We start from the raw sequence: 24,795 nt of genomic DNA, 5'->3' as shown, positions 1-24,795 counted from the left end.
CGCCGCACACGCTCACGCCTCCGGATACCGACGCGGCGTCCAGACGATCTGCTCGCCGTCCCCGCGCCGTACGACCTGTGTCTGTGAGGAGCCGACCAGCAGAATGGTGCGCATGTCGACTTCGGCCGGATCCAGGTCGGCCAGCCGGACGATCCGGACCCGCTCGCCGGAGCCGCCGACGTCCCGCGCGACCACGACCGGCGTGTCCGGCGCCCGGTGCTCCAGCAGCAGCTCCCGCGCCTTGCCCACCTGCCAGGTACGGCTGCGCGAGCCCGGGTTGTACAGGGCCAGCACCAGATCCGCCGAGGCCGCCGCGCACAGCCGCTCGGCGATGACGTCCCAGGGCTTGAGGCGGTCGGAGAGGGAGATGGTCGCGTAGTCGTGGCCGAGGGGAGCGCCGGCCCGGGCCGCTGCCGCGTTGGCGGCGGTCACCCCCGGCAGCACCCGCACCGGCACGTTCTTGTACTCCTCCTGCGAGGCGGCTTCCAGCACGGCGGTGGCCATCGCGAAGATCCCGGGGTCACCCCCGGACACCACGGCCACCTTCCGTCCCCGCTGGGCGAGCTGGAGCGCGAACTCGGCGCGCTCGGCCTCGACGCGGTTGTCCGATCCGTGGCGGCGCTGGCCCTGCCGTACGGGGACGCGGTCCAGGTAGGTCGTATAGCCGACCAGGTCGTCGGCGGCGGCCAGCGCGCCACGCGACTCCGGCGTCAGCCACAACGGGCCGGCCGGACCGGTACCGACGACCACGACCTCACCCCGCTCGCGCACGACCGGCCCGGCGTCGACCTGGCTGGGCAGCACGGCGACCGAGAAGTACGGCACCGACTCCGCCTCGACGGCGGCCAGTTCGGCGAGCCGCTCCCCGGACATGGTGGCCCTTTCGACGTAGCGGGCCCGGTCCAGCTTCCCCGCACCGTCCAGTGCCCGCCGCACCTTCGGGAACGTCCGGCCCAGCTTCATGACCACCGCGGCGTCCGTCGCGGCCAGGCGTGCCGTCAGCTCCTCCTCGGGCAGCGTGCCCGGCAGGATCGTCAGCACCTCCTCGCCCTCCGCCAGCGGGGCACCCAGCCTCGCCGCGGCCGCGCTCACGGACGTCACGCCGGGGATCACCTCGGTGTCGTACCGGTCGGCCAGCCGCTTGTGCATGTGCATGTAGGAGCCGTAGAACAGCGGGTCGCCCTCAGCGAGCACCGCGACCGTACGGCCGGCGTCCAGGTGCGCGGCGAGCCGGGCGGATGCTTCGGCGTAGAACTCCTCCATAGCGCCCTTGTAGCCGCCCGGGTGGTCGGTGGTCTCGGTGGTGACCGGATAGACCAGCGGCTCCTCGATGTGGTCGGACCGGATGTGTTTGCCGGCGATCGAGCGCGCGATCGACCGGCCGTGGCGGGCGCTGTGGTACGCGACCACGTCCGCCTCGGCGATGACCTCCACCGCGCGTACGGTCATCAGGGACGGGTCCCCGGGGCCGAGCCCCACCCCGTACAGCTTCCCGCTCACTCTTCCTCGCTCGCGATCGCGTTGAGGGCGGCCGCGGCGATGGCGCTGCCGCCCCGACGGCCACGGACCACCAGGTGCTCAAGTCCGGACGGGTGCTCCGCCAGGGCGTCCTTGGACTCGGCGGCGCCCACGAAGCCCACGGGTACACCGATCACGGCCGCCGGACGGGGCGCACCCTCCTCGACCATCTCCAGGAGCCGGAAGAGGGCGGTGGGTGCGTTGCCGACGGCGACCACCGCACCCTCCAGCCTCTCGCGCCACAGCTCCAGCGCGGCGGCGCTGCGCGTGGTGCCCAGCTCCGCGGCCAGTTCCGGTACGGAAGGGTCGGACAGCGTGCAGATCACGTCGTTGCCGGCCGGAAGCCGCTTGCGGGTCACGCCACTGGCCACCATCTGCACGTCACAGAAGATCGGTGCTCCGGCACGCAGGGCCTCGCGGGCGCGGGCCACCACGGCGGGTGTGTAGGCCAGGTCCCGGACGAGGTCGACCATCCCACAGGCGTGGATCATCCGCACCGCGACCTGGCTGACGTCGGCGGGCAGGCCCGCGAGGTCCGCCTCCGCGCGAATCGTGGCAAAGGACCGGCGGTAGATGGCCGCGCCGTCCTTCTCGTACTCGAACACCGTGCTCCTAGTCATCCGTGTCGTCCGTGCGGGCCGCCGCGAGGGCGGTCGCGAGCTGCGAAGGGTCGTCGATGGTGGTGGCGGGGGCTGGGCGTCCGTCTCGTACGACGGAGATCCGGTACCCGCCGGCCTCGGTGGCGACGACGTCGACGTGGTCGCCGCGCGGCCGGCCGCAGCGCCGCTCACAGCCGGAGAAGTACGCCGGGAGCTCGCCGCCGGGGGCGAGAGCCGCCGCCGCGTCCGTACGGATGTCTGTGCGCGACTTGACGCAGCCGGGCCGTCCGGTGCAGGCGCCGACGCCGAGCCAGGGGGAGGCGGGGTCGGTGATCAGTCCGGCGGTGGTGAGGGCGGCGAGGCGGTCGGCGGTGACGGTGGGAAGGACCACGCCCCGCCAGGGGGTCAGGCGTGCCTCGGAGGATGCGACAGCCGTCAACTGCGTCCACTGGGCGGCGGTGATACGACCCAGCGGGGCAAGGACGGACAGTCCCGTTCCACCGTCGGGGTTCTCGACGACGCCCGGTCGCGGCGGCACTCCGACGGGCCACGAGGGTGCGACCGCGGCTCGCCCCTGTGGAAGGCGCGCCAACACCTCACCCATCAAGTCATCGGCTGCTTCGCCGAGTTCGGCAACCCGCCACGCGCGGCCCCGACTTGACTCCAGGAAGACTTCCGCAGCCAGGACAGCTGCTGCGGGCGCGTCCTCGGCGCTGACGAGGGCGACGCGATCGGACTCTCCGATCCACAGCCACGCATCCCCGTCCGGCGTCGCCCGTACCGTCACGTCGGCTCCCAGACCGGCCACGTCCCCGCGCCCGTCGTCGAGGGCGAAGAGGAACCGCCCGGACAGCCCGGCCGCCGTCTCGCTCGCGCAGATCAGCTCGTCCAGCGCCGGCAGCCACGGCCGTACGTCGGCGAACCCGTGCCCGTCGAGGCCGGACAGTGGCGATGCGACGACGTTACGAATCCGCTCGTGCCGCCACGACGGAAGCAGCCCGGCTGCACTCAGCCGCTCCGCCAACTCGCCACCGTAGTCGGCATGAAGCCCACGCAGCTGCACGTTACCCCGTGAGGTCAGATGCAGCTCCCCGTCGCCCAACTCGCGTGCCGCACGCCCGAGTGCCCTGGCCTGATCGACGCGGAGCACGCCCCCGGGAATCCGTACCCGCGCCAACGCGCCGTCGTCTGCCGGGTGCAGCCGCAACGCGCCCGGACAGGCGTCACCGCGGTCCCGGAAGACCGCTGCGGCCTGGGACGACAGAAGTACGGGAGCCGTGGACATGGCGGCGAGCATACCGACGATCCGACCAAACGTATGCCCCGTACCTCTTCAGTGCCCCTTACTATGCTCCTCGGTGGATCATCCGGTCCGCCTTCGCCGCAGACGGCGACAGGGGAGGAAGCCCGGTGCGACTCCGGCGCGGTCCCGCCACTGTGAGCCTGTCCCTCAAGGGGCCGGGTGAGCCAGGAACTCCCGCCGTCCTGAACCGCCCGGGGCGCGGACCCCGAGGAAGGCCGACCGCGCATGATCCTTCTCCTGTCGACGTCCGACACCGACCTGCTCAGCGCCCGCGCGGCCGACGGCCCGGTCGCCTATCGCTTCGCCAATCCGGCCCGCCTGCACCTCGACGACCTTCCCGCCCTCCTCGACGGCGTGGACCTGATCGTCGTACGCCTCCTCGGCGGCATCCGCGCCTGGCAGGACGGCCTCGACCTGCTGCTGGCCGACGGCCGCCCGGTGATCGTCCTGACTGGCGAACAGGCCCCCGACGCCCAGCTGATGGCCGCCTCCACCGTCCCCGTCGGCATCGCCGCCGAGGCCCACGCCTACCTCGCCCACGGCGGCCCCGCCAACCTGGAGCAGCTCGCCCGCTTCCTCTCCGACACGGTCCTGCTCACCGGCCACGGCTTCGAGGCACCGGCCCCCGCACCCACATGGGGCCCACTGCAACGGTCGGCACCCAGCGGCGAACCGAACTTCCCCACCGTGGCGGTGCTCTACTACCGGGCCCACCACATGAGCGGCAACACCGCCTTCGTGCACACGCTCTGCGACGCCATCGAGGAAGCCGGCGGACGACCGCTCCCGCTGTACGTGGCCTCCCTGCGCGCCCCCGAGTCCGACCTGATCGCCGAACTCCGGGCCGCCGACGCCATCGTCACCACGGTCCTGGCGGCCGGAGGCACCAAGCCGGCCGAGGCATCGGCCGGCGGCGACGACGAGTCCTGGGACGCGGGCGCGCTCACCTCGCTCGACGTCGCCATCCTCCAGGCCCTGTGCCTGACCGGGTCCCGCACCACCTGGGAGGAGAACGACGAGGGCGTCTCCCCGCTGGACGCGGCCAGCCAGATCGCGGTCCCCGAGTTCGACGGCCGCCTGATCACCGTGCCGTTCTCCTTCAAGGAGATCGACGCCGACGGCCTCCCGGCCTACGTCGCCGATCCCGAGCGTGCGGCCCGGGTCGCCGGAATCGCCGTACGCCACGCCCGCCTCCGCCACATCCCGCCGGCCCGGAAGCGCCTGGCCCTCGTCCTGTCGGCGTACCCCACCAAGCACTCCCGGATCGGCAACGCGGTCGGCCTGGACACTCCCGCCAGCGCCGTAGCCCTGCTCAGGCGCCTTCGCGACGAGGGGTACGACTTCGGCTCGGACACGCACATCCCCGGCCTGGCCTCCGGTGACGGTGACGAACTGATCCGCGCGCTCATCGAGGCGGGCGGTCACGACCAGGACTGGCTCACCGAGGAACAGCTGGCCCGCAACCCGGTCCGTATCCCGGCCGCCGACTACCGGCGCTGGTTCGCCACGCTCCCCAAGGAACTGCGGACGGCGGTGGAGGAGCACTGGGGGCCGGCGCCGGGCGAGATGTTCGTCGACCGCAGTCGCAACCGGGAGGGCGACATCGTCCTCGCGGCCCTGCGCTTCGGCAATCTGCTCATTCTGATCCAGCCCCCGCGCGGCTTCGGCGAGAACCCCATCGCCATCTACCACGACCCGGACCTCCCGCCCTCCCACCACTACCTGGCTGCCTACCGCTGGATCGCCGCCCCGCAGACGGAGGGCGGCTTCGGCGCCGACGCGATGATCCACCTCGGCAAGCACGGCAACCTGGAGTGGCTGCCCGGCAAGAACGCCGGCCTGTCCGCCGCCTGTGCCCCGGACGCGGCCCTCGGCGACCTGCCCCTGATCTACCCCTTCCTGGTCAACGACCCCGGCGAGGGCACGCAGGCCAAGCGCCGCGTCCACGCCACCCTCGTCGACCACCTCGTCCCGCCCATGGCCCGCGCCGACTCCTACGGCGACATCGCGCGCCTGGAGCAACTCCTCGACGAGTACGCGCAGATCTCCTCGATGGACCCGGCCAAGCTGCCCGCCATCCGCGCCCAGATCTGGACCCTCATCCAGGCGGCGAAGCTGGACCACGACCTCGGCTTGGACGACCGCCCCGACGACGACGGCTTCGACGACTTCCTCCTCCACGTCGACGGCTGGCTCTGCGAGGTCAAGGACGCCCAGATCCGCGACGGCCTCCACGTCCTCGGTGCCCCGCCCACCGGCGCCGACCGCGTCAACCTCGTCCTCGCCATCCTCCGCGCCCGCCAGATCTGGGGCGGCGCCAAGGTCCTTCCCGGCCTGCGCGAAGCCCTCGGCCTGGACGAGTCCGCCGCGACCCGCACGAGCGCAGACGCCGCCGAAGAGCAGGCCCGCGCCCTGGTCCAGGCAATGGAGGACGCGGACTGGGACCCAGCCGCCGTACCCACCGAGCACGGCGAACAGGTCCGCGCCGTACTGGACTTCGCAGCCCGCGAAGTCGTCCCGCGCCTGGCGGCGACCACCGCCGAACTCGACCACACCGTCCACGCACTGGCCGGAGGCTTCGTCCCGGCGGGTCCTTCCGGCTCCCCGTTGCGCGGCCTGGTCAACGTCCTGCCGACAGGGCGCAACTTCTACTCCGTCGACCCCAAGGCCGTCCCGTCCCGCCTCGCCTGGGAAACCGGTCAGGCCCTCGCCGGCTCACTCCTGGAGCGCTACCGCACCGACAACGGCGACTGGCCCACCTCCGTCGGCCTGTCCCTGTGGGGCACCAGCGCCATGCGCACCGCCGGCGACGACGTGGCCGAAGCCCTCGCCCTGCTCGGCATCCGCCCCGTCTGGGACGACGCCTCGCGCCGTGTGACCGGCCTGGAGCCCATCCCGTACGAGGAGCTGGGCCGGCCCCGTATCGACGTCACCCTGCGCATCTCGGGCTTCTTCCGCGACGCCTTCCCGCACACCATCGGCCTCCTGGACGACGCCGTGCGCCTGGCCGCCTCCCTGGACGAACCGGCCGAGACCAACCACGTCCGCACCCACGTACAGGCCGACCTGGCGGCCCATGGCGACGAACGCCGCGCCACCACCCGCATCTTCGGCTCCCGCCCCGGAACGTACGGCGCCGGCCTGCTCCAGCTCATCGACTCGCGCGACTGGCGCACCGACGCCGACCTCGCCGAGGTCTACACCGTCTGGGGCGGCTACGCCTACGGCCGCGAACTCGACGGCCGCCCGGCCCGCGAGGAGATGGAGACGGCCTACAAGCGGATCGCGGTCGCGGCCAAGAACACCGACACCCGCGAGCACGACATCGCCGACTCCGACGACTACTTCCAGTACCACGGCGGCATGGTGGCCACCGTCCGGGCCCTGCGCGGCACCGCGCCGGAGGCGTACATCGGTGACTCCACCCGCCCCGAGACGGTCCGCACCCGCACCCTGGTGGAGGAGACCTCCCGCGTCTTCCGCGCCCGCGTCGTCAACCCCAAGTGGATCGAGGCCATGCGTCGCCACGGCTACAAGGGCGCCTTCGAACTCGCCGCGACGGTCGACTACTTGTTCGGCTACGACGCCACGACCGGCGTGGTCGCCGACTGGATGTACGACAAGCTCACGGAGACGTACGTCCTGGACCCGGTCAACCGGGAGTTCCTCCAGCAGGCGAATCCCTGGGCCCTGCACGGCATTGCGGAGCGGCTGCTGGAGGCGGAGTCGCGGGGGATGTGGGCGAAGCCCGATCCGGCGGTCCTGGACGAACTGCGGCAGGTGTACCTGGAGACGGAGGGCAACCTGGAGGGCGACGAGTGAGCCCTGACCTTATTGCGAACGACTCGCAATAAGGTCTAGATTCGACGAAGGTCGGCCGGCTGGGGTGCTGAAGCGGTACCCCGCCGTCGGCTGGGTGTGGGGCGTCGTCATGCCTTTGACAGCGTCCGTTCCGACGGCGGCGCCCCGCACCCGTGACGGAGGCTCACTTACTCGCTGCACTGCGCACACCGGCCGTAAAGCAGCAGCGAGCCCGTTGTACCGGCGCGCAGTCCGGTCAGCTCGGTGATCCGCTCCACGGCTTCACTCACGTGGGCGATCGCAACATCCTGGACGCGACCGCACTCCTCGCACACGGCGTGATGGTGGGGTTCGGAACTGACGCCGTAGCGCTTGGGGCCCGGGCCGTGCACGGCGTGCGCCAGACCCGCCTCCGTGAAGGTCTCCAGAGTCCGGTAGACGGTCGCCTGATCGAACGGCAGACCCATCTCCTGGAGTTCAGCACAGACTTCGGCGGTGGACAGATGCTGCCCCGACGCGGACAGCAGCCTCAAAGTGCACAGCCTGCTTGCCGTGCAGCGCAGGTCGTGGCGTCGCAGCAGTACCGAGTGGTCCGGTGCCGCCGCGCCGTGCTGTGCCGACGGCGGGGTCATGGTCACGTGTCTGCCTTCCTTGCCGTCGTCGAGAAGTCCGGATCGCGGACAGCCGTCACTCGGCCGGCGGCGCGACATGGGGGAGGGGAGTCCTAGGTCCAACGCATGATCGCAAGGTACCGTTCTTACTGCTAGCGTGCACCTGCATACGACTCGCAATAACGTCGGAGGACGTTGGACATGGCGCTTTACACGCTCCCGGAACTTCCGTACGACTACTCGGCGCTCGCCCCGGTCATCAGCCCGGAGATCATCGAGCTGCACCACGACAAGCACCACGCGGCGTACGTGAAGGGTGCGAACGACACCCTGGAGCAGCTGGCCGAGGCGCGGGACAAGGAGTCGTGGGGCTCGATCAACGGCCTGGAGAAGAACCTGGCCTTCCACCTCTCCGGCCACATCCTGCACAGCATCTACTGGCAGAACATGACCGGCCCGAAGGACGGCGGCGGCGAGCCGCTCGCCCAGGACGGCGTGGGTGACCTGGCCGACGCGATCACTGAGTCCTTCGGCTCCTTCGGAGGCTTCAAGGCCCAGCTGACCAAGGCCGCCGCCACCACGCAGGGTTCCGGCTGGGGCGTGCTCGCCTACGAGCCGCTGAGCGGCCGCCTCATCGTCGAGCAGGTCTACGACCACCAGGGCAACGTCGGCCAGGGCTCCACCCCGATCCTGGTCTTCGACGCCTGGGAGCACGCCTTCTACCTCCAGTACAAGAACCAGAAGGTGGACTTCATCGAGGCGATGTGGGCCGTCGTCAACTGGCAGGACGTTGCCAAGCGCTACGCCGCCGCCAAGGAGCGCGGCGACAGCCTGCTGCTCAAGCCGTGACGCCGTAGCCACACAGATGTCCTGCTCGTGATCGTCTTCTCACCTTTCACCGGGCAGGCGCACACAGAAGGGCCTCCGCGAGCGCACTGCTTGCGGGGGCCCTTCCGTGCCGTGGCGGGATACCGGCAGGGCTTGGACTGGACGTCCGGGGACAGTGCGGGCCCCCGGCGCGGCGACGCCCGGGGCGTGCACCGTCGCCGCCTGGATGGCCCTGGGCCACGGCCGGGGCGGGCTCGCGCTGGGCTGGGGTCGGTCACGCTGTCCTGGACGGTGGCGATCCTCGGCTTCGTCGGCTACCTGGCCGTCTCCCGAAAGGGCGTCCAGCGACGTCACGCCGTGATACGCGGGTCGCGCCGAGTGAGGCGTGGTCACCTGGCAGGCAGGCTGACCACGAACCGTGCCCCGGGGGTGTGACCGGGGTCGTACGTCACCTCGCCGCCGGCGGAGCGGGCCAGACGTCGCGCCAGCGGCAGGCCCAGGCCCGCTCCGCCGTGTCCGTCGCCGGGATCCGCGCGCCGGCCGGGCTCGAAGAGCTGTCCGGCGAACGGGGGCGGCACGCCGGGCCCGTCGTCGATGACTTCGACGCGCACGCCGTCGGGTGCGCGACGGGCGCGGACGGCGATCTCGGAGCGGGCGTAGCGGCAGGCGTTGGTCAGAAGCGGGCTGACGATGCGTTCCAGGAGGGCGGGTGGGACTCCGGCTTCCAGCGGCGGGCCGTCAACGGCGACCGTCAAGTGACCCGAGGAGTCGAGGACGTCGGTGAGGCGTCGCAGCGTGGGGAGGACCTCGGCGGTGCCGGGAGCGGTGAGTGTGCCGCCGTGGGCGTCGTCGAGGAGGGTGTCGCAGATGGTGCGCATGGACTGGGCGGCTTCCGCGATGACCTTGTGGGCGGCGTGGGTCTGGTCGGCGGTGCGGGGGTGGGTCCGCCACCAGTCGAGTTCGGCGATGATCCGGCTCAGGGGTGTGCGCAGCTCGTGCGACAGTTCCCCGGTGAGTAGCCGCTCGTGGCGCAGGAGGGTGCGGATACGGTCCAGTATGGCGTCCAGCGAGGTGCCGAGGCGCGCTAGTTCGGCCGGGTGCCGCGTATGGCCGAAGCGTTCTGCGGAGGCGACGGCGCTCCACTGGGTGGCCTGGTCGGTCATTCTGCGGACCGGGCGCAGCGCGCGGCCTACCGCCAGCCGGGTCAGGGCGTAGGTGCAGGCGAGCATCATGACGTCCAGCGCGAGCGATCCCAGAAGCAGGGTGGCGGCCGAACTCCGGTAGGGGGAGAGGTCGAGCGCGGTGACCACCAGGGCCCCGCTCTTGACCCCGGACACCGGCTGCGAGCACAGCCGGAGAGGGCCGTCCACGTCGGCGGTGACGCACCGCCGCCCGCCGCGCCCGGCGAGGGCGTCGGCGACACGGGTGAGGCGGCCGGCGTTCGACGGCTCTTCCAGCAGGCGTCCGCCGGCGTAGATCCACACGTTGGTGTCGAGGAGGGCGTCGTCGGAGGTCTCGACGACTCGTACGGTCGTGCCGGCGGTGTCGATGGTCGTCGCGACGGCGGCGGCGCGGGTGCGCAGTTCGGCGTCCGCCTGGTGCTGGAGGCGGTGCTGGGCCACGGCGTTGAAGGCGACGGTGAGGACCAGCATCAGCAGCGCGGCCGTGGTGAGAGCCACGAGGGAGAGCCGGCCGCGCAGCGTGCGGGGCGCCAGACGGTGGAGGAAGACGGTCACGACGGGCCGCAGCCGATGGCGGGTGCCGTTCATGACAGCCGGTGGCCGATCCCGCGTGCCGTGCCGATGGTCCGCTCGCTGCCTGCCGCGCGCAGCTTGCGTCGCAGGCGGCTCAGATACTGGTCGAGGGTGTTGTCGTGGACCTGGGCGCCCTCCGGCCAGGCCGCCCGGACCAGCTCGCGACGGCGCACGATGCCGCCGGAAGCCGCCATGAGCGCCGCCAGGAGACGGAACTCGGTCGGTGTCAGGTCGACTTGGGTACCTCGGACGCTGACCACGTGCCCGACCGCGTCCAGTGCCAGGTCTCCCGCCGTGGCGGCAGGCGGTGATGCGGTCCGTTTGAGGGCTGCCCGCAGGCGGGCCGCGAGTTCGGTGAGGTGGAACGGCTTGGGCAGGTAGTCGTCGCCTCCGGCCGAGAACCCGGACAGCCGGTCGCTCAGCCGGTGGTGGGCGGTCAGGAAGATGACGGGGGAGAGGAAGCCGTTCGCGCGCATGGCCGTGCACACGTCCCGTCCGTCGCGTCCGGCAGCCCGATGTCGAGCACGGCGGCACAGATGTCGGCAGTGGCAAGCCTCAGGGCGGTGGCACCGTCCGTTGCGGGTACGGGGTCGAAGTCCTCGTCGCGCAGTCCGCGCATCAGCACGTCACGCAGGGCGTGATCGTCCTCGACGACCAGGATCGTCCGGCGCATGGCCCTCCCTCTGCTCTCCTGCTACGTCCGTCTGTTCCGGTGCCGTGTGCGTTTCGGTACCTGCTGTGCTGCCCGTCGGTTCTGCCGTCCCGCGTGCCGAGTCCGTGTCCGTCGCGCCGGGGGTCCATCGGTCGGGCAGCCAGCGGGCCACGGCGCTCAGGCACAGGCCGAGCCACCCCAGGGCGAACAGCCAGCCGCCGACGACGTCGGTGAACCAGTGCACTCCGAGGTAGACGCGGGTCAGGCCGACCGAAGCGCTCCAGCCGCCGATGACCAGGGTGAGCGGGGTCGTGCCGCGCGGGCCACGCACGCGGACAGCGATGATCAGCAGCCCCGCGGTGAGGGCCGCCGTGGTGGTGTGACCGGACGGGAACGCCCATCCCGAGGCGTGCGTCGCCCAGTCCGTCAGGGGTGGCCGCGGCCGGGTGACGAGTGCCATCACCGCGTACCGCAGCGCCTGGCCCGCACCGAGGCAGCCCAGGCAGAGCGCGACGGCGAGCGCGCGCTGTCGTGAGGTGCGCCCCGCGACGAGCGCGGCCAGCACCGCCAGCGAGTACGGGATGACACCGGTCCCGGTGTCGGTCAGTCCGCGGGCGAGCGCCGCCGCCACGTCGGGCCGGTGGCCGACGGACCACGAGAGGAGGTCGGCGTCCGCGAACATCGGTGTGCCGTCGTGGCCCACCACGACCATGGTCAGCACGCCGAAGGCCGTCCACGCTCCGAGCCCGCAGCTGCCGGCCAGTTCGGCGGCCTCGCCGCGCTTCACGACACCACCAGCAGTGGACGCAGACGGGTGGCCGCGAGCCGCAGACCTGCGGCCTCCGCACGCCCGCGCAGTGCCGACATGGCGAGCAGGGCGGCCACGGAGCCCACCACGACACCGGCCAGTACGTCGTGGGGGTAGTGGGCGCCCACCCAGACACGCGAGGCGGCCATCGCGCCGGCGGCCACCACGGCGACGGCGCCGAGTCGGCGGGAGACGAACAGCAGGGCGACGGCCGCCGCGGCGGCGATGGCCGCGTGGTTGCTGGGGAAGGACCAGTCGCCGGGCGCCGGACACGCCTCCAGCGTGGTCACCCCCAGGCTCTGGCAGGGCCGGTCCTCGCGCACCAGCAGCTTCAGCACCGCGTCCGCCCCGAAGGCCACGACCACGACGAACGGCACGGCGAGTGCCGTCACGGACGCGGTGGCGCCCACACGCCGGGCGTGCCACCAGCCGACGGCCATGAGCACCGCGAACACGACGAGCCCGTACGTCGACCAGGCCGACACCGTGTCGTCCAGCCAGACGGGGGAGCGCCGGGCGAGGTTCACCACGTCGGTGTAGGCCGGGCCGTCGACCGGCGAGCCGTCAAGGGCGATGATCATCCGCGTGCCTCCTTCGCCTTCGCGTCCCGGCGCGAGCGGTAGACCTCGGAGGCGACAGGAATCAGCGACAGGCCCACGATCACCGCGACCATCGGCAGCAGATAGCGGTCCACGTTCGGCACGGAGGAACCCAGCGCGTAGCCCGCCAGGGTGAGCCCCAGGCTCCACACCAGACCGCCGGTCACCTGCCAGACGGTGAACGTCCGCACCGGCACCCGCAGGGCGCCCGCCATCGGGTTCAGGACCGTGCGCACCACCGGAACGAAGCGGGCCAGGATGATCGCCTTCGCGTACCCGTAGCGTTCCAGCAGCTCCTCCGCGCGTCTCGCCCCCTCGTGCAGGCGGGCTGAGCGGCTGCGGGCGAGCAGGGTGCCGCCCGCTCGACGGCCCAGGAGGTACCCGCACTGCGAGCCGGCCAGCGCTCCCACCGCCGCGGCGACCAGGAGCGGGGCGAGCGACAGCTTCAGGCCGCTCCCGGCGGTGCCGGTGCACAGCAGACCGGCCGTGAACAGCAGGGAATCGCCAGGCAGGAAGAAGCCGATCAGCAGCCCCGTCTCGGCGAACAGCACCACGCCCACGCCCAGCACACCGAACGCGGACAGCAACGACCGCGCGTCGAGCACATTGACGGCGAGCTGCGACGATAGGTGTACGGCTGTGGTCATCGTCGGAGGCCCCTTCATCGTTCTTCCGGAGTGTCGGATGCGGCGAAACGCTGAAGCGAGGGCATCCGGCGACTGACTACAATCTTGTAGACGGTCTACTGAACTGTAGACGATGGGGGAGGGACGTTCCCATGACCGACGCGAGGGACGAGAGGCGGCCGGCAGGCGAGCTCGAGGCCGCCGTCATGGCCGCGCTGTGGGCCGCCGGGGCCCCGCTCACGCCAGGGCGGGTGCAGATCGAGCTCGGCTCCGGCCTGGCCCGGACGACGGTGGCGACGATACTGACCCGTCTGCACGAGAAGGGCGTCGTCGACCGGGAGCGGCAGGGCCGCGGCTACGCCTATTTCCCCGTGCAGGACGCGCCCGGCCTGACCGCCCGGCGCATGCACTCCGAACTCGACCGTGACACCGACCGGGAGACGGTCCTGGCCCGCTTCGTGGCCCAGCTCAGTCCCGGCGACGAGCAGCACCTGCGCCGGCTCCTGGAGGGTGAGGAGCGATGACCGCTCTGCTGCTCCTCCCGCTGATCCTGCCCTTCCTCGCGCCGACACTGGCCCGCCGAACCCTCGACCGACTGGCTCCCGCCACCGCGCTTTGGGTCCTCACCGCCTCTACCCTGGCGCTGGCGGGAGCCTGCGTCGCCGCTCTCGGCGCCCTCGTCCTGACCGGACTGCTCAAAGTCCCCGCCTTCGCCGTCCTCGGTGAACTCGTCCACCCCCTGCGGACCCCCTCGGACTACGTCGTCCTCCCCGCCGCCATGGCGGCCACGGGGGTGCTCAGCCTCGGCGTCTGGACTCTCGCACGTTCGGTCTTCCGGCAGACCCGCGCCTTCCAGACCGCCCGCAGGCAGGCCGACCGCCGTCCCGCCGCAGGTGATCTGTGCGTGATCGAATCGCCCGATCCGGACGCGTACGCCCTGCCCGGACGGCCCCATCGCATCGTCGTCACCACCGCCATGCTGCGCACTCTGGGACCTGCCGAGCGTGAGGCCCTTTTCGCCCATGAGCGCGCCCACAACCGGGCCGGGCACCACTACTTCCTGGCCGCCGCCGAACTCGCCGCCCACTGCCACCCCGCCCTGCGCGCCACCCGCGCCACCATCCGGTTCGCCGCCGAGCGGGCCGCCGACGAGTCCGCCGCGGAGGTCACCGGGGACCGGCGCCTGATCGCCACGGCCATCGCCCGCGCCGCCCTCGCCGGAAACGTCTTTCCCTCCACCCGACCGGACTTCGCGCCCGCGGCGACGACCGGACCGGTGCCGCAACGCGTCGCGGCGCTCCTCGCGCCCGCCCGGACCCGCCCGCGCACCACCCGCCGTACCGCGTTCCTTCTCGTGGCCTGCACGGTCCTGTCCGTCGCCGCCGGAGCGGCAGGCGTCGTCGACTTCCACCACGAGGTCGAGGTCGCCCAGGGCGAGGAGGCTCCCTGACCGGTTCGGTCCCGGAGGCCCACCGCCGGAGACGGGATCGGCCCGCCGCGTGATCATTCCCGGGCGAGGACCAGCTCCAGCAGCCGGAGCAGGTCGCCGGTCGCGTCGGCGGCGCCCAGTGCAGTGAGGGCGCCAAGCGCCAAAACCGTCCCCGCCCTGCGGCCACAGGTGTGGAGGGGGGCCCTGAGGGCGACTATACGGCGGGAGACCGCGCGGCCGGTGGAGCCGAATCCGTGCGGTGGCGCCGGCGGCCGGCTCGCGAGCGCTGCCCGGGCGAGGGCGCGGGCGGTCGACGCGCGGTCCGTGACCGCCGCTGCTGCCTGGAGTATCTCCTTGCCGGCGGCGCCGCCGTACTGCTTCCCACCCCGAGTGGTCCGGGCTTGCCGGGGTGCCGGCAGCCGCGGCCCTGTCGGCGGTCTTCGGCTACCGGCCGCTGGCGGCCTGGCTGCCATTGTTCCCCGGCCTGCTGGTGCCGGGGCCAGTGATCCGCCGCTCTGTCCTGTGATGCCGGCTGATGCCAACGGAATCCGAGGCTGCACGGCGCCCTGCCGGCCGCCCCCTGCCGTCCTGCGGCGCCTGGCGAGCGGTGCCCCAGCGCGAGTGCGGGCCCTCTGGTCCCGCATCCCCCCGCCGCACGTCATGACGAGCGCCTTCCCCGGGGCCCCTGTGCCACGCGGGTACTGGCCGACGCCGCGTCGGACGGCGAGGCCCCTGGTCGAGAAAGGGCCCGGTGCGCCGCAGGCGCTGGGAGGGCGCCCGCTGTGACGGCTGTGGGGCCGGCGAACACGGAAGCAGCGCAAGCGGCCACGTAGTACCGCGGTACTACGCGCCCGCCGCGGTTCAGCCTCCCGGTACCACCGGATCCGGGTGATTCGGCACCTAGCGTTGCCGGTGAGGCGTCCGAAGTGACGGACGCCGGAGCCCGACAGGGAGAACGCGAATGATCGACGCACGGCGGTTGACCAAGAGGTACGGCGAGAAGACGGCCGTCGACGGGCTGGACTTCGTGGTGAAGCCCGGCACGGTGACCGGCTTCCTGGGGCCCAACGGCGCGGGTAAATCCACGACCATGCGCATGATCGTCGGCCTTGACGCGCCGACCAGCGGTTCCGTCACCGTCAACGGCCACCACTACGCCCGCCACCAGGCTCCGCTGCAGGAGGTCGGCGCCCTCCTGGAGGCCAAGTCGATTCACCCGGGCCGCTCGGCGTACAACCACCTCAAAGCGCTCGCGCTCACCCACGGCATTCCCGGCAGCCGGGTCGACGAGGTCATCGGCCTCGCCGGGCTCGACAGCGTGGCGAAGAAGCGGGCCGGCGCCTTCTCCCTCGGGATGGGCCAGCGGCTGGGTATCGCGGCCGCGCTGCTGGGCGACCCGCAGACGGTGATGCTCGACGAGCCGGTCAACGGGCTGGACCCGGAAGGGGTGCTCTGGATCCGCAACCTCCTGAAACGACTCGCCGACGAGGGTCGGACGGTGTTCGTGTCCTCCCATCTGATGAGCGAGATGGCCCTGGTGGCGGACCACCTGATCATCGTGGGGCGCGGGCGGCTGCTGGCCGACACGACCGTGGCAGACCTGATCCGCCAGGCCGGCGGCGACACGGTGAAGGTCGTCACCCAGGACCCGGCCCGGCTGAGAGACGTACTCGCCGGGCCGGACGTCGACATCACCGGCCGGATCGGCTCCGAGGAGCTCCAGGTGACCGGGCTGACCGCCCGCGAGATCGGGTTTAAGGCCGCCGAGCACGGGATCGCGCTGTTCGAGCTGAGCGCGCGGAGCGTGTCACTGGAGGAGGCGTTCATGGACCTGACCAGGGATGCCGTGGAGTACCACGGCTCCACGACCGGCATCGACACCCTCGGGAGGCCCGCATGAGCACCCTCACCGCGACCGCGGAGGAACCCAGGACCACTCCCGCCCGCCCCGCCTACCGGGTGACCGGACGGCGCGTGCTCGCCTCCGAGTGGGCCAAGCTGTGGTCCCTGCGCTCGACCTGGATCACCCTGGGCCTCGGCCTGCTGTTCCTGGTGGCCTTCGGCCTGATCTCCGCGAGCCGCTACAAGTCGGGGATCGGCTCCGGCCACCTGGACCGGGACTTCGCCGATTCGACGGCCGTCAGCCTGTCCCTCTTCGGCACGAACTTCGCCCAGCTGGCCCTGGGCGTGCTCGGCGTGCTGGTCACGGCGGGGGAGTATTCGACCGGCATGATCCGTTCCACGCTCGCGGCGGTGCCCCGCCGGCTGCCCGTGCTGTGGTCCAAGGCTGCTGTCTTCGGACTGGTCGCACTGGTCGTGGGGACGGTGGGTGGGTTCGTCGCCTTCCTGTTCGGCAGTGGAATCGTCTCGGGCACGCCCGCGGCCATGAGCCTCTCGCACGCCGGTGTCCTGCGGAGTCTGCTGGGCGCCGGGCTCTACCTCGGCCTCGTCGGGGTGACCGGAACCGCGCTGGGCGCGCTGCTGCGGTCGGTGGCCGGGGGGATCTCGGTGCTGGTCGCCGCCCTGATGCTGATCCCGGGGCTGATCTCCCTGCTGCCGAGTTCCTGGCGGGACGACATAAGCCCCTATCTGCCGTCCAACGCGGGTGAGTCGATGTTCGCGCTGACCCACGACTCGACGACCCTGTCGCCGGGCGCCGGGCTGCTGGTCTTCCTGTGCTGGACGGCGCTGGCGCTGGGCGGCGCGGCGTACCGGCTCGCGCGCACCGACGTCTGACGCCCGCACCATGGGCAGGTGACGTCCGTGACCAACGATGACATCAGCGGGATGGGACCGCTGGTCGCCCGGCTGTCCCGGGGCGGCCAGCGGTTGCGGCAGGCCGACCGGACACATCCGTGGGTGCTGGACACCGCGGTCCTGATCGTGGTCTTCCTGATGTTCTGCCTGCCCGACCTGCTGCGCGGCGGTGTGGACGACGGCGACGGACCACGCCGCTTCCGGCTCGCCTTCACCGAGCTGCCCGTCGCGGGAATGCTGGCACTGCAGGCAGGACTGGTACTGCCCCTGCTGTGGCGGCGACGCAGGCCGATGGCGGCCTTCGGCGTCATCGCAGCGGTGTTCGTCCTCCAGTGGTCTCTGGGCGCGGCGCTGCGCGCGGACGTCGCCCTCTTCGTCGCCCTGTACAGCCTGGCCCTGCACGGTCGGCTGCGGCAGCTGCCGTGGGCCGGTGCGGTGATGGCCGGGGCCATGCTGCTGGTCGCGTTCCGCGCGTCCTCGGCCGTGTCCGTCTGGGACGCGCTGTTCTTCCTGCTGAGCACGGCGACCGCGGCCCTCGCGCTCGGCCTCGTGGTACGAATCCGCCGGGCCCAGCTCGCCGGACTGCGGGACCGGGCGACCCGGCTGGAGATCGAGCGCGACCAGCGCAGCAGACTCGCGGCCGCCACCGAACGCACCCGGGTAGCGCGCGAGATGCACGACATCGTCGGCCACAACCTGTCCGTCATCATCACGCTCGCCGACGCCGGCGCCTACGCCACCGACATCGCACCCGAACGGGGCAAGGAGGCCCTGCGGCTCATCGGCGACACCGGCCGGCAGGCCCTCGGCGAGCTGCGGCGCGTGCTCGGCGTACTGCGCGAGACCGGGGACGGCCCGGTCGGCGGGCCCGAGCTCAGCCCGCAGCCCGGCATCGCGGACATCGGCGCGCTGTGCGCCACGGTGCGCGCCGCCGGACTGGAGGTCGTCTACCGGACCTCCGGCGACGTCGAGGCCCTGGACGGCGGGGTCCAGCTGACGGTGTACCGGATCGTCCAGGAGGCCCTCACCAACACTATGAAGCACGCCGCCGACGACGCCCGGGTGCACCTGGCGGTCGTCGTGACGGGCACCCGGCTGAGCATCCGGGTCCAGGACACCGGCCCAGCCACACGGCCGGGCCCGCCGAACGAGGAAGGACACGGCCTGGTGGGCATGCGGGAGAGAGCGGCTCTGTACGGCGGAACCGTCAGTGTGGGACCCACGGACGGCGGAGGGTGGAGCGTCGAAGCCGTCCTCGACCTCACGCCCCGGGGCGGTGACCGGTGACCACCGTCCTCGTCGTGGACGACCAGCCGCTGCAGCGCTACGGCTTTCACCTGCTCCTGGACTCCGTCCCCGAGACCGACGTCGTCGGGGAGGCTGCCCACGGCGCGGAGGCCGTCCGTAAGGCCGCCGAACTGCGCCCGGACGTCGTCCTGATGGACGTCCGCATGCCCGGCATGGACGGCATCGAGGCCACCCGCCGCATCGTCGCCGCCGGCGGCCGCTCACGCGTCCTCGTGCTCACGACATTCGACCTCGACGAGTACGTCCACGCCGCGATCCGGGCCGGGGCCAGCGGCTTCCTCCTCAAGGACGCGCGCCCCGAGGAACTTCTCGCAGGCATCCGCGCCGTCGCCTCCGGTGACGCCGTGATCGCACCCGCCCTCACCCGCCGCCTCCTGGACGAGTTCGCCCAGTACGTCCCCTCCCACCGGGGGGACGCCGCCGAGGACCCGAGGCTCGGATCCCTCACCGACCGCGAACGGGAGATCCTCGTCGCCGTCGGCAAGGGCTGGACCAACGGCGAGATCGCCGCCCGGTTCGTGCTCTCCGAGTCCACCGTCAAGACCCACGTGGGCCGCGTCCTGGCCAAGATCGGAGCCCGCGACCGGATCCAGGCCGTGATCTTCGCCTACGACCACGGCCTCGCCCGGCCCAACGCCGACTGAACCCGATGAGCGGCGGCCGGGAAGACCGGCGGCCTGCTCGCTGCTGTCGCGCGGCGGGGCCCGTCAGAGTTCCAGGCGGTAGCCATGCCCGCGCAAGGTGCTGATGCGGGGCAGGACGGTGGGGCGGACCGAGGCGTCGGCGGCCTGCGCGAGGCGTCGGCGCAGCCCGGCCATGGTGACATCGAGGGTCTTGGTGGAGCCGAACCAGTTCTCGTCCCAGACCTCGGCCATCAGGGTCTCCCGGGAGACGGCCTCCCCTGAGTGCCGGGCCAGGACGGCGAGCAGGTCGAACTCCTTGGGACGCAGGTCGATGTCCACGTCGCGCAGCGTGCAGCGGCGGGCCACGACGTCGAGGACGAGGTCGGCCAGCCGGACGGGTTCCTGCGGCGGCGAGGCGACGACCCGGCGGCGCAGATGGGCGCGGAGCCGGGCGAGCAGCACGGTCAGACTGAAGGGCTTGACGAGGTAGTCGTCCGCCCCCGCGTCCAGCCCGGCGACTACGTCGATGTCGTCCGTGCGGGCTGTCAGGATGACGATCAGCAGGTCAGGGTGCCGGGCGCGCACGGCGCGCGCGACGTCCAGACCGTCCATGTCGGGCAGTCCCAGGTCGAGCAGCAGCACGTCGTACGGGGTCCGCGCGGCCTCGGTCAGCGCCGCGGAGCCCGTCCGGCTCCAGGTCGGTGCGTAGCCGTTGCCGCGCAGGCCGGTCTCCAGGTGGCGGCCGATGGTCTCGTCGTCCTCGACGATGAGGACGCGGTGACGGCTGGGGTCGGCGGTCGCGTGCGTGCGCATGCTGGACAGCGTAGGAGCGGGCGACGCGCGCGGCCCGTCCGCTCCCGTCCGCTCACAGGTCACGCAGCTCCTCGACGGCGGGCCGGCCGGCGCTGCGGATGCCGTTCAGCGCGGCCGCCAGTACGGCGACGACGGCCGCGCCCGCGGTCAGGGCCAGGTAGCCGCCCGGCACCGACAGGCTCGCGGGCGGTGGATCGAAGACGCCCGTCAGGACCTTCACGAGCATCTCGGACAGGGCCCAGCCGATGAGGGCGCCGCCCGCCAGGCCGCCGGCGGCCAGCAGCAGGGCCTCGGTGAGGACCATGCCGCGCAGTTGGCCGCTGCGAGCGCCCAGGACGGTGGCCACGGCGAAGGTACGGCGGCGCTCGGCGAGGCCCAGGGCGAGGACGAGCCCGCCCGCCCCGGCGGCCAGCAGCACCGCGAAGGCCAGCTCGATCCGGGTGAGTCCGGCCAGGTCGACGGAGGTCAGACTGGTGCCGACCGTGCCGCGCGTCTGCGTGAGGTCGGTGACCGCGGCGCCGGTTCCCAGCTGCTTGCGCAGATGTGCGGCGATCTGCTGCTGGTGGCTGCCGCCCGTGTCGAGGAGGAAGGCGCCGACCGCGTCGCTGCCGGTCGCCTTCGCGACGTAGGCGGCGTTGGCGACGAAGAAGCTGTCCTTCGGCGCGGTCGGGAACTCCTTGACGATCCCGGCGTAGTGGAAGGGCACGGTGCGCAGCGTTTTCGTGCGGGCGTCCTGGATCCGGAGGTTGACGGTGTCGCCGGGGGAGAGCTGGAAGTCGTGCACGGTCTCCGCGCTGACCAGCAGGTTGTCGGGGCGCTGGGCGAGCCGGTGCATCAGCTGACCGGCCGTGCCGCCCGAGAAGTAGGCGTCCTGGAGCGAGGTCGCCTTCGCGACGGTGGCGGGCCGGACGCCGTAGAGGTCCTGGAGGTCGGAGCCGACGTAGGCGTAGCGGTGCTGGAGGGGCTCGACGTGCCGGACGCCGGAGACCTTCAGCGTGTCGGCCGCGCTCGCCCGGACCTGTGCGCCGGGCGGTTCGGTGACGGTGACGTCCGCGCCGTTGGTGAGGCGGGCGTCGACCTCGGACTGCTGACGGTAGGTGGAGTTGAAGACGGCCGTGGAGATCGCGAACGACACGGTGAGGGCGAGCAGTACCACGGAGCGGGCCAGCGGCCGCCGGCGGCGGGACAGCACGGCCGCCGTGGTCGTGGCGAGGGTCGCGGTCAGCGGCCGGGCGAGGCGGGCCAGGGCCGGCCGGCCGTGGGCGAGGACCAGCAGGGTCAGCCGCCACAGCAGCAGGGCCGCGCCCAGCCACAGCAGGGCCGGGCCGAGGAACGCCCAGTAGGAGACGGAAACGCTGGGCACGCCCTCCGGGGCGAGGACGAGGGCGTACTGGTTGCCGGAGGAGGCGCGGAAGACCAGCCAGGAGCCGGTCAGCAGCGCGAAGTCCAGGCCGTACCGGAGCCACCAGGGCGAACGCGACCCGCGCGGCTCCCGCCTGGTGTCGGCGACGGTCACCGTGCGCAGATCCCGCAGGGCGGGCACGAGCACGGCGGCGGCGGCCACGGCCACGCCGAGGACGAACGCGACGGCGTACCAGAGGGCCCAGGTGCCCGCGCCCGCGCCGAAGGAGGCGGCGCCGAAGGCGAGGCGGCCGGTCAGCGCGGCGAGCCCGAGACCCGCGAGGCCGCCGACGGCGCCTACCAGTGCGGCCTCCAGGCCGGCGAGCGCGGTGATCTGACGGGGACGCAGCCCGCGCAGCCGCAGCAGGCCCTGTTCCCGGCGGCGCCGTTCGCCGCCGGCCGAGGCGACCGCCACGGTCAGGGCGGCGGCCAGGACGGCGCCGGGGACGCCGAGGAAGAGGAAGAGGATCTGGGCGTAGAGGGCGTCCTGACGGGCGGAGTCGAGGGCCGCGCCGAGGTTGTTGCCGACGAGCGCGGAGCCGGCCGACTTGGCCTCCAGGTGGTGTGCGGCGCCGGTGACCGAGGTGAAGGCGGCGGCCGGGTCGGCCGGCAGTTTCGCGTCGCGGGCCACGTGGATCTGGGTGGTGACGTCGGTGGCTCCCCGGGTGAGGGAGGCGAACCGGGCGGCGGGCAGGAGGACGACGTTGTCCGGGGGAGCGGTCGGCTGGGACTGCGTGGGCGCGCCGACCTTCTGGAACAGCGAGTCGGCCTGGGGCAGGTCGACCACGCCGTCCACCCGCACCTGCCGCAGTCCGGCGCCGGGCAGCCGTACGCCGATGGTGTCGCCGGGGGCGGCGTGCAGGTTGGAGGCGGTCTGCTGGGCGAGCAGGACGCCGGTGCCGGAGCCGGACAGCGTGCGCAGTTCGTCGGGGAACTGGCTGCGGTAGTCGGCCGGCAGGCCGAGCGCGACGCCGGGGCCGGTCGTCTGGGTGCTGCCTCCCACGGTGGCGGTGAAGCCGGTGGTGCGGGCGAAGCCGACGGGCAGTGCGGCCCGGGTGCCGCCGGCGGCCTGCACCAGCGACCGGACTGCGTTCGGGTCGGCGCCCGGCTGTACCTCGACCTGCCAGTCCACGGCGACCGAGCGGACCGCCCGTTGGGTCATGGTCGCCTTGGACGCGGTGAGGAAGGAGCCGAGCGCGGCGACCAGGGCGACGGCGAGGGCGATCCCGGCGACGGCGGCCAGGAGCCGTCCGATGCGGTGGCGGGCCAGGCCGCCCGCCCAGGCGGTGATCATGACAGGCTCCCTCGTGGGTCCGGCGCTTGCGCTGCCTCGGGTGCGAGCAGCCGGCCGTCGCGCATGCCCCGCCGAACGGTGAGCCGGGCGGCGACGGCGGGGTCGTGGGTGGTGACGGCGAGGGCCGCGCCCGTCCGGTCGGCCGCCGCGAGCAGGGCGTCCAGGACGCGGGCGCCGGTGGCGTGGTCGAGGCGGCCGGTGGGCTCGTCCGCGAGGATCAGCCGGGGCGCCTGCGCCAGCACCCGGGCCACGGCCACTCGCTGGGCCTGGCCGCCGGAGATCTCGTCGGGCAGCCGGTCGGCCAGCCCGGCCGCGCCGACCACGTCGAGCGCCTCGGCGACCGGACGGCGGGTCTCCTCCTGCGGATGTCCCGCCAGGAGGAGCGGCAGCGCGGTGTTCTCCGTGACGTCGAGGGCGGGGATGAGGCTGTCGGCCTGGAAGACGAGGCCGATGTCCCGGGGGGCGTGGAGTCCTGGCCGGGTGATCGTGCCGCTGGTGGGGCGTTCGAGCCCGGCCAGCAGATGGAGCAGGGACGACTTCCCCGACCCGGACGGTCCCACGATCGCCAGCCGGTCGCCGGAGCGAACGTCAAGGTCGGCGCCGTGCACAGCCACCACGGCGGTGGGGCCCCGGCCGAAGGTGAGGGCGACGCCCCGGCAGGAGACGAGCAGGTCAGCGCAGGACATGGCTGCTCTCCTTCGCCCGAGCGCTTCCCTCGCGTCCCTCGTGGGCCCGCCCGTCGTCCAGTGTGATCACTCGGTCGGCCCCCCGCACCGCTTCCGCGCTGTGCGTCACGATCAGCACCGCGCAACCGTCCGCCGCCCGGTCCCGGAGCATCCGCAGCACCAACTCCTCCGTCACACCGTCGAGTTCGCCGGTCGGCTCGTCGGCCAGCAGCACGGCGGGGGAGTTGGCCAGTGCGACGGCGAGCCCGGCCCGGGCCAGCTCACCGCCGGACAGCTGCCGCGGCAGCGCGCCCGCCCGCCGCCCGAGCCCCACCTGTTCCAGCAGCGTCCCGGCCCGCACGGCGGGACGGCCGCGCACCGCGTGCTGGGCGAGTCGGATGTTGTCGCGCACGGTCAGATGCGGCAGCAGGTTGCGGGACTGCAGAAGCACTCCCACATGACGCGCGCGCAGCCGAGCGCGTTCGGTCTCGGGCCGATGGCTGATGCGCACGCCCGCCACCCGGACCTCGCCGCCCGACGGCTCGTCGAGCCCGGCCAGGCACGCCAGCAGGGTCGACTTGCCCGCCCCCGACGGGCCGACGACGGCGACCGTCTCCCCCCGCCGCACCCGCAGTGACACTCCGCGCAGCGCGAGCGTCTCCTCCTCGCCGGCCCGGTAGAAGCGGTAGAGCTCCCGGGCGGCCAGCACCACGTCGTCGTCGGACGGTCCGGCGGGCATCGCACTCACCGCCACGCGAACGAGTCGCTGACGATCCGCCACGGGTCGACGTTGTCGGCGTTGACCGGGCCGGACAACGTCAGGTCCACCTCGTGGCCCTGCCGGTAGAAGGCGTACCGCTCGAACGCGTCGCGCACCACCTTGCCGGTGACCGGGTCCTTGGCCGAGTCGCCCTGGTAGGTGAGAAGGACGACGGGGCCCGCTTTACGGGTCACCTGCGACACCTTCGGCGATGCGAACTTCGGCACCGCCCCGCGCAGGTGAGGTACGACCGTGTCCTTGACGGAGGTGACGGTCGGGGCGGTGGAGGCGCCCGCCGTAGCGATGGTGACGCTGTTCAGCTTGTCCGTGAAGACGGTCGTACCGCCCTTGTCGGTGCGGGCCCAGCCCTCCGGTACCTTCACCGTGAACCCGGTGAAGCCGCCCGTGGGACGGTAGGCCACGAACACCTGGTTGTCGGGGATGTCCCCGGGCGGGTTCGACTCGGTGGGGGCCGGGTTCGCCCGCACCGGGGCCGTCGAACCCGGGCCGGAATGCGCCCCGGACGACGATCCGGAACACCCCGCGATCACCGCCGCGACCACCGTCACTGCGACGAGGCCGGCGGAGATACGTTTGTACGACATGCCACTGCCCTCCCGAGCTACTGCCGGGTTCTGCTCTGCTG

At 72.7% G+C, this 24,795-nt stretch carries 21 protein-coding genes, 1 pseudogene and 1 riboswitch; of the genes and pseudogenes, 8 read left to right on the top strand and 14 right to left on the bottom strand.

The features are described from left to right. Positions 1-12: 12 nt before the first annotated feature. From ACFYU0_RS18185 to cobG, 3 genes are read right to left on the bottom strand one after another with little or no spacing between them, the layout of a single operon-like run. On the bottom strand, positions 13-1,500 hold the full coding sequence (locus ACFYU0_RS18185) for a precorrin-2 C(20)-methyltransferase (protein ID WP_389302224.1): 1,488 nt from the start codon (positions 1,498-1,500) through the stop codon (positions 13-15). Next, entirely contained in the window at positions 1,497-2,138 is a 642-nt protein-coding gene (locus ACFYU0_RS18180) for a precorrin-8X methylmutase (RefSeq protein WP_389302221.1), read from the bottom strand. The genes ACFYU0_RS18185 and ACFYU0_RS18180 overlap by 4 nt, the downstream gene beginning before the upstream one ends. Further along, complete coding sequence (cobG, locus tag ACFYU0_RS18175; RefSeq protein WP_389302218.1) at positions 2,131-3,402, bottom strand: precorrin-3B synthase; 1,272 nt, start codon at positions 3,400-3,402, stop codon at positions 2,131-2,133. The genes ACFYU0_RS18180 and cobG overlap by 8 nt, the downstream gene beginning before the upstream one ends. A gap of 66 nt (positions 3,403-3,468) precedes the next feature. Continuing rightward, positions 3,469-3,617, top strand: a riboswitch (cobalamin riboswitch). Between the two features lie 28 nt (positions 3,618-3,645). Here cobG and cobN point away from each other — a divergent pair. Further along, entirely contained in the window at positions 3,646-7,242 is a 3,597-nt protein-coding gene (gene cobN, locus ACFYU0_RS18170; RefSeq protein ID WP_389302215.1) for a cobaltochelatase subunit CobN, read from the top strand. Between the two features lie 167 nt (positions 7,243-7,409). Here cobN and ACFYU0_RS18165 read toward each other — a convergent pair whose 3' ends face one another. Beyond that, positions 7,410-7,853 (bottom strand): Fur family transcriptional regulator, encoded by a 444-nt coding sequence (locus ACFYU0_RS18165; RefSeq protein WP_389302782.1) that lies wholly within the window; start codon positions 7,851-7,853, stop codon positions 7,410-7,412. 180 nt (positions 7,854-8,033) lie between these two features. Between ACFYU0_RS18165 and ACFYU0_RS18160 the strand changes: the two genes are divergently transcribed. Next, entirely contained in the window at positions 8,034-8,681 is a 648-nt protein-coding gene (locus ACFYU0_RS18160) for a superoxide dismutase (protein ID WP_389302212.1), read from the top strand. Positions 8,682-9,049: 368 nt separating this feature from the next. Here the strand turns inward: ACFYU0_RS18160 and ACFYU0_RS18155 are convergent, their stop codons facing one another. From ACFYU0_RS18155 to ACFYU0_RS18135, 5 genes and pseudogenes are all read right to left on the bottom strand, one after another. Further along, on the bottom strand, positions 9,050-10,429 hold the full coding sequence (locus ACFYU0_RS18155) for a sensor histidine kinase (protein WP_389302209.1): 1,380 nt from the start codon (positions 10,427-10,429) through the stop codon (positions 9,050-9,052). Then, a pseudogene (locus tag ACFYU0_RS18150) lies at positions 10,426-11,087 on the bottom strand (response regulator transcription factor). Before ACFYU0_RS18150 ends, ACFYU0_RS18155 begins: the two are co-directional and overlap by 4 nt. Continuing rightward, complete coding sequence (locus ACFYU0_RS18145; protein WP_389302206.1) at positions 11,041-11,853, bottom strand: phosphatase PAP2 family protein; 813 nt, start codon at positions 11,851-11,853, stop codon at positions 11,041-11,043. Before ACFYU0_RS18145 ends, ACFYU0_RS18150 begins: the two are co-directional and overlap by 47 nt. Then, positions 11,850-12,455: a phosphatase PAP2 family protein gene (locus tag ACFYU0_RS18140; RefSeq protein ID WP_389302202.1), complete on the bottom strand. Its 606-nt coding sequence runs from the start codon at positions 12,453-12,455 to the stop codon at positions 11,850-11,852. The genes ACFYU0_RS18145 and ACFYU0_RS18140 overlap by 4 nt, the downstream gene beginning before the upstream one ends. After that, the gene (locus tag ACFYU0_RS18135) at positions 12,452-13,120 is read right to left on the bottom strand and encodes a DedA family protein (RefSeq protein WP_061915605.1); all 669 of its coding nucleotides are present in this window, start codon (positions 13,118-13,120) and stop codon (positions 12,452-12,454) included. The genes ACFYU0_RS18140 and ACFYU0_RS18135 overlap by 4 nt, the downstream gene beginning before the upstream one ends. Positions 13,121-13,251: 131 nt before the next feature. Here ACFYU0_RS18135 and ACFYU0_RS18130 point away from each other — a divergent pair, with 131 nt between their 5' ends. The 6 genes from ACFYU0_RS18130 to ACFYU0_RS18105 all read left to right on the top strand — a co-directional run bounded on the left by ACFYU0_RS18130 (position 13,252) and on the right by ACFYU0_RS18105 (position 19,237). Then, entirely contained in the window at positions 13,252-13,623 is a 372-nt protein-coding gene (locus tag ACFYU0_RS18130; RefSeq protein WP_189923322.1) for a BlaI/MecI/CopY family transcriptional regulator, read from the top strand. Next, positions 13,620-14,549, top strand: coding sequence for a M56 family metallopeptidase (locus ACFYU0_RS18125; RefSeq protein WP_389302197.1), 930 nt, complete (start codon positions 13,620-13,622; stop codon positions 14,547-14,549). Before ACFYU0_RS18130 ends, ACFYU0_RS18125 begins: the two co-directional genes overlap by 4 nt. A 940-nt stretch (positions 14,550-15,489) precedes the next feature. Next, on the top strand, positions 15,490-16,428 hold the full coding sequence (locus tag ACFYU0_RS18120) for an ABC transporter ATP-binding protein (RefSeq protein WP_389302195.1): 939 nt from the start codon (positions 15,490-15,492) through the stop codon (positions 16,426-16,428). Beyond that, entirely contained in the window at positions 16,425-17,264 is an 840-nt protein-coding gene (locus tag ACFYU0_RS18115) for an ABC transporter permease (protein ID WP_389302192.1), read from the top strand. Before ACFYU0_RS18120 ends, ACFYU0_RS18115 begins: the two co-directional genes overlap by 4 nt. A gap of 27 nt (positions 17,265-17,291) precedes the next feature. Continuing rightward, positions 17,292-18,572 carry a sensor histidine kinase gene (locus ACFYU0_RS18110; RefSeq protein ID WP_389302190.1) on the top strand — a complete coding sequence of 427 codons (1,281 nt, stop codon included), beginning with the start codon at positions 17,292-17,294 and terminating at the stop codon, positions 18,570-18,572. Further along, positions 18,569-19,237, top strand: a complete 669-nt coding sequence (locus ACFYU0_RS18105; RefSeq protein WP_389302188.1) for a response regulator — start codon at positions 18,569-18,571, stop codon at positions 19,235-19,237. Before ACFYU0_RS18110 ends, ACFYU0_RS18105 begins: the two co-directional genes overlap by 4 nt. A gap of 63 nt (positions 19,238-19,300) precedes the next feature. Here ACFYU0_RS18105 and ACFYU0_RS18100 read toward each other — a convergent pair whose 3' ends face one another. The 5 genes from ACFYU0_RS18100 to ACFYU0_RS18080 are packed head-to-tail and all read right to left on the bottom strand — an operon-like array spanning position 19,301 to position 24,754. After that, positions 19,301-20,029 carry a response regulator transcription factor gene (locus ACFYU0_RS18100; protein WP_389302185.1) on the bottom strand — a complete coding sequence of 243 codons (729 nt, stop codon included), beginning with the start codon at positions 20,027-20,029 and terminating at the stop codon, positions 19,301-19,303. Between the two features lie 52 nt (positions 20,030-20,081). After that, on the bottom strand, positions 20,082-22,724 hold the full coding sequence (locus ACFYU0_RS18095) for an FtsX-like permease family protein (protein WP_389302182.1): 2,643 nt from the start codon (positions 22,722-22,724) through the stop codon (positions 20,082-20,084). Further along, entirely contained in the window at positions 22,721-23,410 is a 690-nt protein-coding gene (locus ACFYU0_RS18090) for an ABC transporter ATP-binding protein (RefSeq protein ID WP_389302179.1), read from the bottom strand. Before ACFYU0_RS18090 ends, ACFYU0_RS18095 begins: the two co-directional genes overlap by 4 nt. Continuing rightward, positions 23,397-24,128: an ABC transporter ATP-binding protein gene (locus tag ACFYU0_RS18085; protein WP_389302177.1), complete on the bottom strand. Its 732-nt coding sequence runs from the start codon at positions 24,126-24,128 to the stop codon at positions 23,397-23,399. Before ACFYU0_RS18085 ends, ACFYU0_RS18090 begins: the two co-directional genes overlap by 14 nt. Positions 24,129-24,133: 5 nt before the next feature. Continuing rightward, positions 24,134-24,754, bottom strand: coding sequence for a hypothetical protein (locus tag ACFYU0_RS18080; protein ID WP_389302175.1), 621 nt, complete (start codon positions 24,752-24,754; stop codon positions 24,134-24,136). Between the last annotated feature and the right edge of the window lie 41 nt (positions 24,755-24,795).

The sequence above is a fragment of the Streptomyces sp. NPDC003720 genome, assembly GCF_042875075.1.
In the GTDB taxonomy this organism is placed as follows: domain Bacteria; phylum Actinomycetota; class Actinomycetes; order Streptomycetales; family Streptomycetaceae; genus Streptomyces.
This window is presented reverse-complemented; position numbering and strand designations above follow the sequence as displayed.

Coding starts and splice junctions, on each gene's coding strand:
- cobN (WP_389302215.1), top strand. CDS start 3,646: ATGATCCTTCTCCTGTCGACGTCCGACACCGACCTGCTCAGCGCCCGC.
- ACFYU0_RS18155 (WP_389302209.1), bottom strand. CDS start 10,429: ATGAACGGCACCCGCCATCGGCTGCGGCCCGTCGTGACCGTCTTCCTC.
- ACFYU0_RS18180 (WP_389302221.1), bottom strand. CDS start 2,138: ATGACTAGGAGCACGGTGTTCGAGTACGAGAAGGACGGCGCGGCCATC.
- ACFYU0_RS18140 (WP_389302202.1), bottom strand. CDS start 12,455: ATGATCATCGCCCTTGACGGCTCGCCGGTCGACGGCCCGGCCTACACC.
- ACFYU0_RS18090 (WP_389302179.1), bottom strand. CDS start 23,410: ATGTCCTGCGCTGACCTGCTCGTCTCCTGCCGGGGCGTCGCCCTCACC.
- cobG (WP_389302218.1), bottom strand. CDS start 3,402: ATGTCCACGGCTCCCGTACTTCTGTCGTCCCAGGCCGCAGCGGTCTTC.
- ACFYU0_RS18085 (WP_389302177.1), bottom strand. CDS start 24,128: ATGCCCGCCGGACCGTCCGACGACGACGTGGTGCTGGCCGCCCGGGAG.
- ACFYU0_RS18120 (WP_389302195.1), top strand. CDS start 15,490: ATGATCGACGCACGGCGGTTGACCAAGAGGTACGGCGAGAAGACGGCC.
- ACFYU0_RS18125 (WP_389302197.1), top strand. CDS start 13,620: ATGACCGCTCTGCTGCTCCTCCCGCTGATCCTGCCCTTCCTCGCGCCG.
- ACFYU0_RS18160 (WP_389302212.1), top strand. CDS start 8,034: ATGGCGCTTTACACGCTCCCGGAACTTCCGTACGACTACTCGGCGCTC.
- ACFYU0_RS18100 (WP_389302185.1), bottom strand. CDS start 20,029: ATGCGCACGCACGCGACCGCCGACCCCAGCCGTCACCGCGTCCTCATC.
- ACFYU0_RS18135 (WP_061915605.1), bottom strand. CDS start 13,120: ATGACCACAGCCGTACACCTATCGTCGCAGCTCGCCGTCAATGTGCTC.
- ACFYU0_RS18080 (WP_389302175.1), bottom strand. CDS start 24,754: ATGTCGTACAAACGTATCTCCGCCGGCCTCGTCGCAGTGACGGTGGTC.
- ACFYU0_RS18115 (WP_389302192.1), top strand. CDS start 16,425: ATGAGCACCCTCACCGCGACCGCGGAGGAACCCAGGACCACTCCCGCC.
- ACFYU0_RS18095 (WP_389302182.1), bottom strand. CDS start 22,724: ATGATCACCGCCTGGGCGGGCGGCCTGGCCCGCCACCGCATCGGACGG.
- ACFYU0_RS18165 (WP_389302782.1), bottom strand. CDS start 7,853: ATGACCCCGCCGTCGGCACAGCACGGCGCGGCGGCACCGGACCACTCG.
- ACFYU0_RS18130 (WP_189923322.1), top strand. CDS start 13,252: ATGACCGACGCGAGGGACGAGAGGCGGCCGGCAGGCGAGCTCGAGGCC.